The following is a 12662-nucleotide window of genomic DNA, read 5'->3' on the forward strand; positions in this document are numbered from 1 at the left end:
ATAGTATTAGGTAAGTGTTTGGAAATTATGTATTGTCTCTTTTAAATCATGCAATTTATTGTTTTAATCTGTATTTTCATTTGTATAAGTGAATCAATCACCTTATTTTGAGTAAAAAGACTTATGGATATGAATACATATCAATAGAAAAAGCTGATTTCTACATTCGAAATCAGCTTTCTTATTTGTTAGTTATTCTGTTCTCTTTCAACTTGCATTTGTTCTTCCGCCTCTTTGGCATTTTCGACTTTCTTATCAATTGATGTAGGATCTTTCACTTCTTCTGCCCGCTTCTTCTTTAATTCAAAGTACTTATCCATTACTCGCTTAGATATATACTTATTCACATAAGGATCTGAAACTCCACTCGCCTGGATATGGGAAGCAGGAACCAATGTGGCATAAGCAACCTCTGGATGATCGAATGGAGCGTACCCGATCAGAGTTGTGTTATAGCTTAATTCGCCATCAACATACGTCTCTGCCGTACCTGATTTACCTGCAGCATTATACGGTGCATCTTTAAATTGTGTATATGCGGTCCCCTGAGGGTTATGGTAGACCCGGTAGAACCCTTCTTGTACGTGCTCGATTTGTGCTTGTGTTGCATCAATACGATTCAGAACATTCGTCTCTTTTTCAAACAGGATGGGACCGAGACTTTTCTTATCATTGGTTGGTTCTCTAATTTCCTTCATGATATGAGGTTGGACTCGATACCCATCATTAGCGATAGTTGAAACGTATTGAGCTAGCTGCATAGTTGTATACGTATCAAACTGACCAATGGCTAAGTCAAGTAAGAAACCTGGATTTGTTTTGGTTCCTGTCAGACCAGCGGATTCACCTGGTAAGTCGATACCAGTAGGTACGCCTAAACCAAATTGAGCATAGTGATTTCTGAAGATATCAAATGCTTCTGGGTTATTCACGATTGGTTCATTCGGAACATAATGGCCGCCGGCGATTTTTAAAGCAACCTTCCACATATAAGCATTAGATGACTTCTCCAGTGCAAATAAATCGGTCATTGGGATCTGCTGATACTTATTGAACCAGGAAGTCTTCGGATTGGTACCTTTAATTTTCAAAGGTTCATCGATCAGAACTTCCCCCGGTGTCAATTTCCCTGTCATGTACCCAGTTAATACGGTGGCACCCTTTACCACTGATCCGACTTCATAAGAGGAAGTAAAGGTACCAAGTGCAGCATCCCTCATCTCATATTTACCGGTTTCAGTGTTCTTAATATATTGCTTTCCGGCCATGGCTAATATCTCACCCGTATTCGGATCCACCATAACCACGAAAGCACGATCCAAATCAGGGGATGCCTGTCGATTCACAATCTGTTTACTTAACTCTTCTTCAATGATTTTCTCAACTTCACGCTGAAGCTCCATGTCAATAGTGAGAACAATATCTTTCCCTCTTTGTCCCTCTTGAACAAGTACAGATTCTAGCACACTGCCGCCTTTTGTAACGTTTTTGATTTGTTCCTTTTGACCTTGTAATATATCTTCATATTCTAATTCAACGTAGCTTTTTCCTACACGATCATTACGATTGTAGTCTTGAGCTAAATAGGTCTCCACCAGATTTTTAGGTAACCCTTCTCTTGAAGAAGACACGTTTCCTAAGATGGTTCTTAACGTATCATCAAATACATACGATCGCTTCCAATCTGTCGTCGTGTTGATACCAGGAAGCTCACTCAGGTGCTCACTAACCACTGCGAATTCTTCTGGAGTGACTCCTTCATTCTTCACAATTTGAGGATTCAATGCATAGCCACTGGAGAATTCACGGTAGATCGCGATGATTTCCAAATCTTTTTCTGTAAGTGACGCTAATTCCTTTTTGGTAATGCGGTCTAATCTCATTTGATATACTTTTTTGTTTACTTCATCTTCAGATAGTTCTTCATTATTTTGAAGCTTTTGTATTTCCTCGTCTGATACTTTTGCGTCTGCTTCCTCTTTATTGTTGATTAACCAATAATCTTTCTTGTCCCGTTCTGTCACTTCATTCGTATCTTTTTCAATATAATCCGAAAGCTTTGATGCAACCTCCATCATCTCTTCTATCTTCGTGTTGTTTGCCCTAGTATACGTAATAGCATTTAACGGAACATTATCAACAATTACATTTCCATATCGGTCATACATTTTTCCCCTTGGCACACCTGTATTGACCACAACATCTTCGGTTCTTTCTACCTCTTTCTTATAGCTTTCACCATTCACAATCTGAACGAGTCCCAGTCTAAGGACAAGGATAGAAAACAATAAGAACACAGCGAAAAATAATAAATTCATCCGAACAGGGACATGTGTTCTTTTCTTCTTTCTATTTTTCTTCAATTCTTTCCAACCCTTCCTCTTATGTAAAAATTCTTTATATATTTGATCTCATATCTTAATCGTCCCTTTTTATTTTATAGAATTTCCTTAGGATAATCTAGCCATAAACAAAGAGAGGAAATCTTTCCCTCTCTTTGCTTTTAGTTCCTTATAGTGGGAGTACGACTTTCCTTACAAACAAATAGATCAGCGTATGCCCTGCACCAAGCATTAATAAAAGAATCGGGATACTCTCTTCCTGATTAAAGAAAGTAACCGCAATGATGAACGCTACTACTGAAACAATTCTTCCTATATTCAAAAAAATCTCCCTTACAACAATATATTCGATCCTCATCTCAGCTGCATTCCATCCTGAGCCTATGACATCGTATGTCATGGAAATATAAGGAACTAGCAGGATTGGATACGCAATAGCAATGACGGCTGCGTAAATGAGAAGTTTCATGTATGTTACATCAAACGCGATTAAGAATATCGCTAAATAAAGAAGGATTCCCCCCAATAATATAGCACGCTTTCGTAAATTTTTCTTTATTACCCTTGATGCGAGATAATATCCCACAAAGGCGATTCCCGAGTTGATTAATCCGAACGTACCAATCGCAAATTCACTTCCGGTACTGATGAATACAAATACAGAAATAATGAAGATAAATGTCCCTTCCCTTAGCCCCTGGAAGAAGTGAGCGTTAGTGATTAGGCGCCAATTATTATTATGTTTTCTTTCCTCAAGAATCCTAAGGAAAAGGTATCGGCCCGACGCCGGTCGCCTCTTCAGGAAAAAGCTCATGATCACCGCAACGGTGAATAGAAGGAGCGATAATCCGAACACGATCGTATATCCTTGAAAGGACTCAAACCGGGAAATAATAAATCCAGCGAGAATTGGGCCGATCATTCCCCCCGCTGAAGTCAGAGTACCAAGGAAGCCATTGAAAAAATCCCTTGTCTCAGGTTCAGTGATTTCAAACGTTAACACATTGAACGCCAACCAATAAAATCCATAACCGATGCCCAGTAAAGCCCCTAATACGATTAGAAAGTCTTCTGCCGATTCTCCGAAAGCTAAGACGGATATGTAAAAGAGGGCCAAAAAAATAACACCGAAGCGCAATACGATCACCCGGTCCACTTTCTTTGCCCACCTTCCAGCCAGTATAAAGGTTAATGGCTGGAAGATGACAACGGTTAAATTATAGATGCCCAAATCGATAAATTCACCTGACTGCTTCCACAGGTAGATATTCACAAATGTGTTAGAGAGTGCGATACTCAATGAGTACAGTCCACCGATCAACAGGAGCAATGTCAGGTCCTTGGTTAAATCAATATCGCCTAAAACTTTTTTATATCTACTCATGTGCAAAACTCCCCTTTAACGTACCCCTATCTTTTGAAAAAGGGAAGAAAGTTATACAAAAAAAAGAGAGGTTCTAAAAAAGAACCTCCCTCATTGAATGAAAATTATTTAGCTGCTGAATAGCGTTTCGCCACTTCATCCCAGTTTACAACGTTCCAGAATGCACCGATGTAATCAGGGCGACGATTTTGATAATTCAGGTAGTATGCATGCTCCCAAACATCAAGGCCTAAAATTGGAGTCTTACCTTCCATAAGAGGACTATCTTGATTTGGTGTGCTTGTTACTTCTAATTCACCGTTACTTACTACAAGCCAAGCCCAACCTGAACCAAAGCGAGTAGCTGCAGCATTAGCGAACTCTTCTTTAAATGAATCAAAGCTTCCGAACTTGGAAGAAATAGCATCTGCTAGCTCTCCAGATGGAGCGCCTCCACCATTCGGAGATAATACCGTCCAGAATAGAGAGTGATTAGCGTGACCGCCACCGTTGTTACGGACTGCAGTACGAGCACCTTCAGGAACAGCGTCTAAGTTAGAAACAAGATCTTCAATGGACTTGCTTAATAAATCGTCGTGACCTTGAAGTGCATCATTTACTTTTGTCACATATGCGTTATGGTGTTTTGTGTGGTGAATGTTCATGGTTTCCTTGTCAATATGAGGTTCCAATGCATCATATGCGTAAGGTAATTGTGGTAATTCGTAAGCCATTATTAATTCCTCCCTATGTATAGTTACCTGAATAGTTAGTTTCAGGCCGTTTCAGTATAAGATTACCAAAACAACTAAGTCTGTTCAAATAATTTGCCTTCAATCTCTTACTTTTTTCTTACAAGTATAAAATACCCTATATTATTATATATAGTCATCGGGATTTTATATCAGTGGTTTTCAAAATCAAAAAAGCTGTTTGACTAAATGACCCAAAAGAAATAGATCGCCATAACGATTTGAATAAATCCTTTGGTCAGGACACTTGAGATGAAACCTACTACCGATCCTATTCCTACTTTAACAGCGGTCTTGAGATTGGTGCGATGCACGAGCCATTCTCCTATGACCGCACCGAGGAAAGGACCAATCAGAATCCCAATGACCGGGATGATAAATGGACCAACCAATAATCCAACCGTACTTCCCCATATACCCGCCTTCGTTCCTCCGAATTTCTTGACACCTATCAGGTTCGCCATATAATCAGCTCCGAAAAGAAGGACCACAAAAAGGATCTGCACGGTCCAGAACAACCAGCTAAACGGCTCGAAGTTAAACAACAATCCATACAATATAAAGCTCCCCATTAATAAAACAACACTTGGCAAAATCGGATAAACCAGCCCTATAAATGATAAAATCATCAAGCCAATAATGATGCTCCAATACACAAACTCCACTTATCAGCACCTCCAATGGAATATAAAAAACGGACCCCTTTGAATCCATATCAAAGGGGTCCATTTAAACCAGTCTTACTCTACTCCCAATACTGCTTCTGCAATGTTGACAGCATGATCACCAATACGTTCTAAATTACTGATGATATCTACATAGACGATTCCTGCTTGTCCAGAACATCGCCCTTCGTTCAGACGCAGGATATGTTGTTTACGGAGCTTACGTTCCATTTTATCAATCTGGTCTTCTTTCTCCGCTACTTCCCGAGCAATATCTGTATCGTTTAGATCTAATGATTTAATCGCCTTTTCAACGGTTTCAATTGTTAGATTAAACATGACTTCAAGGTCAGACATGGCATCATCGGTGATTTTCACTTTATTTGCTTGTTGATATTCAATTAACTCAACAATATTTTCAAAGTGATCTCCGACACGCTCTATGTCACGAACGGTATCCATCAGTATTGAATGACGCTCAGATTCAGATTCAGAAAGGGATGCAGATGATAAATCAACCAGATAATTGGTGATTTTCTTATCAAGATTGTTGATAGCACCTTCAATTTGATATGCTGCTTCTGCATTTTTTGAACTCTTTGACTTTAGGAATTCATATGTTTCTTCTAATCCTTTGACAGAAAATGCCCCCATGCGGAGAACTTCTTCTTTTGCTTGCCCTAGAGCAATTGATGGTGATTGTTCAATAAAAACTGGATCTAAATGTTTCGAATTATAATCAACGATAGAGTCCTGTCCTGGAATTAATTTGGTTACAATAACCGCTAATATGGCAATAAACGGAAATTGAATGATTGTATTCGTTATATTAAAGGTTCCGTGAGCGAATGCAATTGTCATTGGCTCATTAAGATTGAAAGTCGATTGTAGTAAAACGACAAACTTTGAGAAAAACGGCAATATAATTAAGAATATTGTTGTTCCGATCAAGTTAAATAATACATGGACTGCCGCTGCACGCCTAGCAGCCACTGATGCACCAAGTGCTGCAAGAACAGCTGTAATGGTTGTACCGATGTTATCCCCGAATAAAATAGGCAATCCGGCTTGTAAGTCAACCAGGTTGGAGCTGTATAGCTCTTGCAAGATACCTATCGTTGCAGAAGAACTTTGTACAATAACAGTAAATAATGTACCTACCACAACTCCAAGAAGTGGATTATCACTCATGCTAACGGTCAAGTCATGGAATGCATCCAAGGAACGTAGAGGCTTCATTCCTCCACCCATTAATTCTAGACCATAGAATAGGGCACCAAATCCAAATATCATCTGACCAAAGTTATGAACTTTTTTATTTTTAAAGAAAAATAACATAATGGTACCTACGGCGATGATCGGAAGTGCATATTCCCCTACGTCAACACCGATGATGAATGCTGTCACGGTTGTACCGATATTCGCACCCATGATTACCCCAATCGCTTGTCTGAGGGTCATGAAGCCTGCACTTACCAAGCCGACGACGATAACTGTCGTACCACTACTGGACTGAATCAATACTGTAACAAATACACCTGCCAGTACCCCCATGAATGGATTTGTCGTGAACTTATCCAAAATTTCTTTCAAACGTTCACCGGCAGACTTTTGTAATCCGTCGCCCATATACTTTATCCCAAAGAGGAAAATACCTAATCCTCCAAAGAACTGAAACAACATCTCTTGCCAATTTAATTCCATTTTTTCAACCCCTACATATATTTTCGACATTTAACAACAAAAACCCCATATCATTTTTAATATATTATGGAGCAAAGGTAAATACTTTTCACTTCAAATTTACAATAGGTTAATAAAAGTCGACTTTTATTACAGTTGTGTTACAAAATAGACTTATTATAAACTCTATTTGACATCTATACTTGATGAAGCAGAAAGACAAGCATAAAATAGATAAGGCATGAATGAAAGGAGAAAAATAACTAAATGAATGTATTTCAGCAATTGTATAAAAGTATCTATTCCCCAAAAGATATTGCGAAATTCCGTTATCAAGGAATTGGCAAGACGATTCGCTTCGTCTTCCTGCTCGCACTTATTTCTATACTGCCTGTAGCTGTTCAATTTATTTCGTTCGCTACAAGCGCAATAGACACATTGAGAGAATCGGTTGAACAAGACCTTCCAACGTTTTCAATTGAAAATGGTTCCTTAACTACCGGTCATACTAAACCGATTATAATTGAAAGAGAGGGTATGACAATTGTCTTTGATGCAACGGGAGAAACGAAAGAAAAAGATCTTGATGAAGATGTAAATACGATTGCATTTCTGAAGCAGGACTTCGTTGTCATCAATCAAGGTTATGTTCAATCCTCCTCCTACTCGTTGTTTGGAGATACATCCTTGACTAAGGAAGGGTTACTTGACATATTGGATTCACTCAACGATTTGAAATGGATCCTGATACCAGTCGCCTTATTTATTCTTTACTTATTTACATCTGGCATGACGTTCTTGAAAGTGACGATATTCGCGATGGTCGGGGTTACGCTCGGGAATATTCTTAAACGGAATTTACAATACCGTCAGAGCTTTCGCATCACTGCGTATTCTGCCACGGTTTCTACCCTGTTTTTTACCCTAATGGAATTGTTACAAACCTATATCCCAGCGGCCCCAATCCTAGATTGGTTTGTCATTACTGTGATTCTATATTTAGCAGTAAAAGAAATCCCCCAAAGAAAAATGATGAAATAAAAAAACAAAAGCCCAGGGATGTTGATTTAACAACATCCCTGGGCTTTTGTTTTAGATCTATATTTTCTAATTAGGACTTTTCAGACATTCCCATTACTTTCGACTAGCTACTATAAAATCATACACCCTTCCCTAATCACTCCAACTTTTTTCAACAAGATAGTTTTGAAGGGAGTGTAATGATTTTTTGAATCTAAGGACGAAAGACCCTTTTCTTCCGATAAACAATTAAAGTGAATAGAAATATATTGACCAATGAGAAACCAAACGTAATGACATACATTTGTGTTGGATCCTGCCTCCATAAACTATAGGCAATCGGACCGAGTGCTACCCCAGCAAACCTCACAGCACCATAAAGACTGACAACCATCCCCCTATCATATTCAGATACGCTCGCTGTAACAAATGTATTAATGACGGGGAGCATTAAACCTAATCCTCCAAAGCTTATCGTGATGAAAAACATCAGATACCCTAACGAAGAAAAAAAGATTAATAACACTAAAGGAATCGACATCGTCATTAGCCCGCATTTAATATACATCCACCCCAATTCCTCATCCGTCTTCAACCTCTTCCCACACCAATAGGAGCTAATCGTCATCGCTCCAAGAGGAAATATGAACGCAAACCCTTTGAAAAAACCATCAATATGAAAAGTATTCTCTATATGGTAGGAAAGATAGAAGAGAATGCCGAATAATAAAAATAAGCCGATTCCGCCAATGGCATAAAGAGGAATCAACAGACTTCCTTTTGACATAAAAATAGTAAAGATCCCTTTTTTATCAACTTTGGTATTTTCCTCTTTAGAATCAATCGTCTTTCTAAGACCGATTAATACCACAAAGGATAAAATCGGGAACACCCAAAATGATTGATTCCAGTGGACAAGAATGGCGAGTGTGGCTCCAGTCAAAGGTGCTACTACCTTGCCTATTCCATTGAACACCTCTAGTGAACCCAGCATCCTTGAGCGCTCCTGACCTTCAAATATATCTCCGATCAACGCCATAGCAAGAGGTGTCGTCCCTGCTGCCCCAACACCTTGTAATCCTCTTCCAAGCATAAAAAGGCTAACGATTCCTCCACTATAGATACATTGCACGCTGCCAAGAATCATAATCCATAATGAAATGCTGATTAACCGCTTTCGTCCATATCGATCAGACAATGCCCCTACAAAGGGAATAACCACTGCAGCGGGTATAGTAAATGAGCTTAATATGAAGCCGGACCAGCGGCTGTTCAATTCTAAATCTCCCTCAATATTTGGTAGGATCGGAATGAGCATAGAATTTCCAAACACCATTAATACTGGCAATAAACCAATCGCAAGTTGGAGCAATTTGTTTTTCATATCTCTTCACTCCTTTATTGTTCCCTGGCGTACTCATAAATAGTGGGAGGAAAATACACATGAAACGAATGGCTATATTCTTAGGTTTTATTATTCTTCTTTATAGTGTCTATTATGATTTAAATAAGGGAACATTAAGGCTTCTGTATAAAGAGGCCTCTGTCACAACCGCACAGCCCCTGGTCAATCAGGGTACGTCTTCTAGGTCCGAGGGTCCTGAAACACAAGAAGGCCCCTCCTCTCTATCTTATGTAGAAATGGAGGTCAAGCCCGGTGATACAGTACTGAGCCTTGTAGAAGATCTTCTTGATGGTTCCATACCTGTTTCTATAGACCAAGTCATCACCGACTTTGAAGAATTAAATGAAGTTCCACCCGACAAAATTCAAATTGGGAAAACATACAAGGTACCAAGTTATCAATAAACCTGCCATTGTAAAGCACCTATTTCTTGTCATTTTACACAAAACACTGTTACAATTGCTTCGTATTACTTATAATGAAACTTTGAGAACCTTTCTAAAGGAGCGAATTACACTTGAGTGAAATTATACATCGTTCAAAAACACGTCCGGTAAAAGTCGGAGATTTAACTATTGGCGGTAACAACGAACTGTTTATCCAGAGTATGACCACTACGAAAACGCATGATGTTGAAGCAACGGTAAAAGAGATTCACCGTCTCGAAGAAGCAGGATGTCAAGTCGTTCGAGTGGCTTGTCCCGATGAACGAGCAGCGGATGCCATTGCTGATATTAAGAGACAAATTAATATCCCACTGGTTGTCGATATCCATTTTGATTATAAATTAGCCTTAAAAGCCATTGAAGGCGGAGCCGATAAAATCCGGATTAATCCGGGAAATATTGGTCGTCGTGAAAAAGTCGAGGCTGTTGTCAAAGCAGCGAAAGAAAAGGGCATCCCGATTCGAATCGGTGTGAATGCCGGAAGCCTCGAAAGAAAAATCATCGAGAAGTATGGGTATCCTACGGCTGATGGAATGGTAGAAAGTGCCCTTCACCATATCAAAATCCTGGAGGACCTTGATTTTCATGATATCATCGTCTCCATGAAGGCTTCCGATGTTAACTTAGCGATTGAAGCTTATACTAAAGCGTCGAAAGCATTCGACTACCCGCTTCACCTTGGAATTACTGAAGCAGGTACATTGTTTGCCGGAACCGTAAAGAGTGCTGCAGGTCTTGGCGCGATACTTAGTCTCGGGATTGGAAATACGCTCCGCATCTCATTGAGTGCTGATCCTGTTGAAGAAGTAAAAGTCGCTAGAGAACTGTTAAAGTCATTTGGATTAGCATCAAATGCAGCTACCTTGATTTCGTGTCCAACTTGTGGCCGAATTGAAATCGACCTCATTTCAATTGCCAATGAGGTGGAAGAGTACATCTCAACCATTAAAGCACCGATAAAGGTCGCTGTCCTTGGTTGTGCGGTAAATGGACCGGGTGAAGCCAGAGAGGCTGATATCGGCATTGCCGGTGCACGGGGTGAAGGACTTTTATTCCGCAAAGGAAAAACGGTTCGTAAAGTCCCTGAAGAGACGATGGTTGAGGAACTAAAAAAGGAAATTGACAAAATCGCTGAAGAATATTTCGCGAAGCAAGAAGCTGAAAAGAAAGAACAGGAACCACAAGTTTAATGAATGGAAAGAGGACTGATAAAAATCAGTCCTCTTTTTAATTTCTTGAAACGCTCCCAATTTCAAGAAAAAACGATTTTTTTAAAAGAACGGCAGTACAAATAATCCCACGATTATCGATACGGCCCCAATTCCGATTGCCCAGGCACCAAGCATTTCTGCGCCTCTTCGTCTAGCAACAAATCCAAGGACAATCCCCGCAGCCCCCATAATGACCGGGAGAATAAATAAGGAAAGAATGGAAAGGGCTAAAGAAGAGTAACCCAATACACGACCAGATGTTGTCGAATCTTCAACGGTATCGTGTTCAAAGTCACGGCTAACATTCATTGGAGCAGCAATTTCTGCTGCTGTCTCTTCACGATAATTTTCTCTAATCACATCTGTTTCCGGATTGTCGTAATACACGTCGATATCTTGGAGATTTCGATTAACGCTATTTAATTCGCGTCGTTCATCACTCATACAGCAATCCCTCACTTTCTGTGTGTGGGAGCCTTCTTATTGTGTGTTTAGTTCATTTTTTTTACTATGCTAATGTTTGTCAAATTTGTTAGCATAAAAATCCTTTCCTAAAATTTGATGTGTAAGGACCGTGATTACCTTTGTCAATATCTATGATAGAAAACAACATTTTTTGAGAAAACAGCCTTCTTTTTTGATTAAACTGCAAAGAAATTGAATTTGCTTGAGAGGAAATCAACCTTCACTGTCTAGTTTAGAGATAAAACGAAAGACGTTTAAAAACCGTTTATTTAAAGGTAAGGAATGTGATAAACTTGAAGGAGTTTTTATACAGAGGAGTATGATAAAGAATGAAACGCTTTGGAATCGATATTGATGGGACAGTCACCTCACCTGAATCTTTACTGCCTCACATAAATGAATATTTTCAATTGAATTTATCCTTACAAGACATTACCCAATACGAACTAACTGAAGTTCTGAATATTTCACCTCAAACCTTTGGAAAATGGTTCAAGGAAGCAGAACCTACTATTTATAAGGAATCCCCCCTTGCTCCAGGCGCAAAGACCATCTTGGATCAGTGGAAGGAAAAATATGAGCTTTATTTTATTAGTGCGAGAAGTTCCGATCTATTTCAAATTACAAGAGATTGGTTCGATCGACAGGATCTCATGTATCACCATATTGAGTTGATCGGATCTCATGATAAAATTTCAACAGCAAAAAAACACAATGTCGATATTTTCTTTGAAGATAAACACGATAATGCCGTAGCCATTTCAGAAGAATTATCCATACCTGTTCTGTTATTTAACACGCCTTATAATCAAAATCCGATCCCGGATGGGGTCATCCGCGTAAATGATTGGCGGGAAGCAGACGCCTGGGTGCAAAATTGGCTTCAAAATCAATCATAGAAAAAAGCCTCTTTCATTAGAGGCTTTTTCTAGTACTTGTTAAAGAGTGACTTAAACCTTTCCACTCGCTTTCGATTCACTTTAAAATCATAATATCCAAGTCGTGAGCCTGACTTAATATGTAGAAGACCCGTACTTTCATCTAGATAAAGTTCCAGGTCATCCTTGAACTTCAACCATTTGGAAGTAAATACAGCATGGATATATAGGGGTTGCTCTTCTTTAATTTCCACCTGATCAAATTGATTAAGGATATACCGAATCCTCTCTTTTGTTTCGTCAACTTCTCCACTGAAAGGGAGAGGTGCGATTCGGTGATACGAGGTGAGATCAATTGTGCTCACGCAATTTTTTTTCTTCGTTGGACAATGTGTAAATGGTACCGAATCCATGGTATCTCTCCTCCATTTT

Annotated in this window: 12 protein-coding genes; 4 read left to right on the forward strand and 8 right to left on the reverse strand. The window is 39.2% G+C overall.

The genetic code is table 11. The annotated features are described in order from the left end of the window. Window positions 1-188 precede the first annotated feature (188 nt). The 5 genes from FGG79_RS10035 to FGG79_RS10055 all read right to left on the reverse strand — a co-directional run bounded on the left by FGG79_RS10035 (window position 189) and on the right by FGG79_RS10055 (window position 6826). Window positions 189-2318, reverse strand: coding sequence for a peptidoglycan D,D-transpeptidase FtsI family protein (locus tag FGG79_RS10035; RefSeq protein ID WP_138777881.1), 2130 nt, complete (start codon window positions 2316-2318; stop codon window positions 189-191). Window positions 2319-2511: 193 nt separating this feature from the next. Further along, window positions 2512-3726 (reverse strand): MFS transporter, encoded by a 1215-nt coding sequence (locus FGG79_RS10040; RefSeq protein ID WP_138777884.1) that lies wholly within the window; start codon window positions 3724-3726, stop codon window positions 2512-2514. Window positions 3727-3830: 104 nt separating this feature from the next. Beyond that, window positions 3831-4439 (reverse strand): superoxide dismutase, encoded by a 609-nt coding sequence (locus FGG79_RS10045; protein WP_138777886.1) that lies wholly within the window; start codon window positions 4437-4439, stop codon window positions 3831-3833. Window positions 4440-4642: 203 nt separating this feature from the next. After that, complete coding sequence (locus FGG79_RS10050; RefSeq protein ID WP_138777888.1) at window positions 4643-5122, reverse strand: DUF456 domain-containing protein; 480 nt, start codon at window positions 5120-5122, stop codon at window positions 4643-4645. Between the two features lie 75 nt (window positions 5123-5197). Beyond that, on the reverse strand, window positions 5198-6826 hold the full coding sequence (locus FGG79_RS10055; protein WP_138777890.1) for a Na/Pi cotransporter family protein: 1629 nt from the start codon (window positions 6824-6826) through the stop codon (window positions 5198-5200). A 246-nt stretch (window positions 6827-7072) separates the two neighbouring features. Between FGG79_RS10055 and FGG79_RS10060 the strand changes: the two genes are divergently transcribed. Then, window positions 7073-7846 carry a DUF1189 domain-containing protein gene (locus tag FGG79_RS10060; protein WP_138777891.1) on the forward strand — a complete coding sequence of 258 codons (774 nt, stop codon included), beginning with the start codon at window positions 7073-7075 and terminating at the stop codon, window positions 7844-7846. Between the two features lie 193 nt (window positions 7847-8039). Here the strand turns inward: FGG79_RS10060 and FGG79_RS10065 are convergent, their stop codons facing one another. Further along, on the reverse strand, window positions 8040-9209 hold the full coding sequence (locus FGG79_RS10065; protein ID WP_138777893.1) for an MFS transporter: 1170 nt from the start codon (window positions 9207-9209) through the stop codon (window positions 8040-8042). A gap of 59 nt (window positions 9210-9268) precedes the next feature. Between FGG79_RS10065 and FGG79_RS10070 the strand changes: the two genes are divergently transcribed. Both FGG79_RS10070 and ispG read left to right on the forward strand, forming a co-directional pair. Further along, window positions 9269-9634 carry a hypothetical protein gene (locus FGG79_RS10070; protein WP_138777896.1) on the forward strand — a complete coding sequence of 122 codons (366 nt, stop codon included), beginning with the start codon at window positions 9269-9271 and terminating at the stop codon, window positions 9632-9634. 122 nt (window positions 9635-9756) lie between these two features. Continuing rightward, window positions 9757-10866, forward strand: coding sequence for a flavodoxin-dependent (E)-4-hydroxy-3-methylbut-2-enyl-diphosphate synthase (gene ispG / locus FGG79_RS10075; protein ID WP_171050908.1), 1110 nt, complete (start codon window positions 9757-9759; stop codon window positions 10864-10866). A gap of 81 nt (window positions 10867-10947) precedes the next feature. Here ispG and FGG79_RS10080 read toward each other — a convergent pair whose 3' ends face one another. Further along, complete coding sequence (locus FGG79_RS10080) at window positions 10948-11331, reverse strand: DUF4190 domain-containing protein (protein ID WP_138777900.1); 384 nt, start codon at window positions 11329-11331, stop codon at window positions 10948-10950. 350 nt (window positions 11332-11681) lie between these two features. Between FGG79_RS10080 and FGG79_RS10085 the strand changes: the two genes are divergently transcribed. Then, complete coding sequence (locus FGG79_RS10085; protein ID WP_138777902.1) at window positions 11682-12251, forward strand: hypothetical protein; 570 nt, start codon at window positions 11682-11684, stop codon at window positions 12249-12251. A 29-nt stretch (window positions 12252-12280) separates the two neighbouring features. On the opposite strand, the gene FGG79_RS10090 is transcribed toward FGG79_RS10085, so the two are convergent. Then, a complete protein-coding gene (locus tag FGG79_RS10090; protein WP_138777904.1) occupies window positions 12281-12643 on the reverse strand; it encodes a DUF1499 domain-containing protein in 363 nt (120 codons plus the stop codon). Between the last annotated feature and the right edge of the window lie 19 nt (window positions 12644-12662).

Source organism: Bacillus sp. BHET2, from assembly GCF_005938125.1.
Classification (GTDB): Bacteria; Bacillota; Bacilli; order Bacillales; family Bacillaceae_B; genus Rossellomorea.

What these genes read in the sequence shown, in the direction of transcription:
- FGG79_RS10035 (WP_138777881.1), bottom strand. Translation starts at nt 2,318, where the DNA reads ATGAATTTATTATTTTTCGCTGTGTTCTTATTGTTTTCTATCCTTGTC.
- FGG79_RS10040 (WP_138777884.1), bottom strand. Translation starts at nt 3,726, where the DNA reads ATGAGTAGATATAAAAAAGTTTTAGGCGATATTGATTTAACCAAGGAC.
- FGG79_RS10045 (WP_138777886.1), bottom strand. Translation starts at nt 4,439, where the DNA reads ATGGCTTACGAATTACCACAATTACCTTACGCATATGATGCATTGGAA.
- FGG79_RS10055 (WP_138777890.1), bottom strand. Translation starts at nt 6,826, where the DNA reads ATGGAATTAAATTGGCAAGAGATGTTGTTTCAGTTCTTTGGAGGATTA.
- FGG79_RS10060 (WP_138777891.1), top strand. Translation starts at nt 7,073, where the DNA reads ATGAATGTATTTCAGCAATTGTATAAAAGTATCTATTCCCCAAAAGAT.
- FGG79_RS10065 (WP_138777893.1), bottom strand. Translation starts at nt 9,209, where the DNA reads ATGAAAAACAAATTGCTCCAACTTGCGATTGGTTTATTGCCAGTATTA.
- FGG79_RS10070 (WP_138777896.1), top strand. Translation starts at nt 9,269, where the DNA reads ATGAAACGAATGGCTATATTCTTAGGTTTTATTATTCTTCTTTATAGT.
- FGG79_RS10080 (WP_138777900.1), bottom strand. Translation starts at nt 11,331, where the DNA reads ATGAGTGATGAACGACGCGAATTAAATAGCGTTAATCGAAATCTCCAA.
- FGG79_RS10085 (WP_138777902.1), top strand. Translation starts at nt 11,682, where the DNA reads ATGAAACGCTTTGGAATCGATATTGATGGGACAGTCACCTCACCTGAA.
- FGG79_RS10090 (WP_138777904.1), bottom strand. Translation starts at nt 12,643, where the DNA reads ATGGATTCGGTACCATTTACACATTGTCCAACGAAGAAAAAAAATTGC.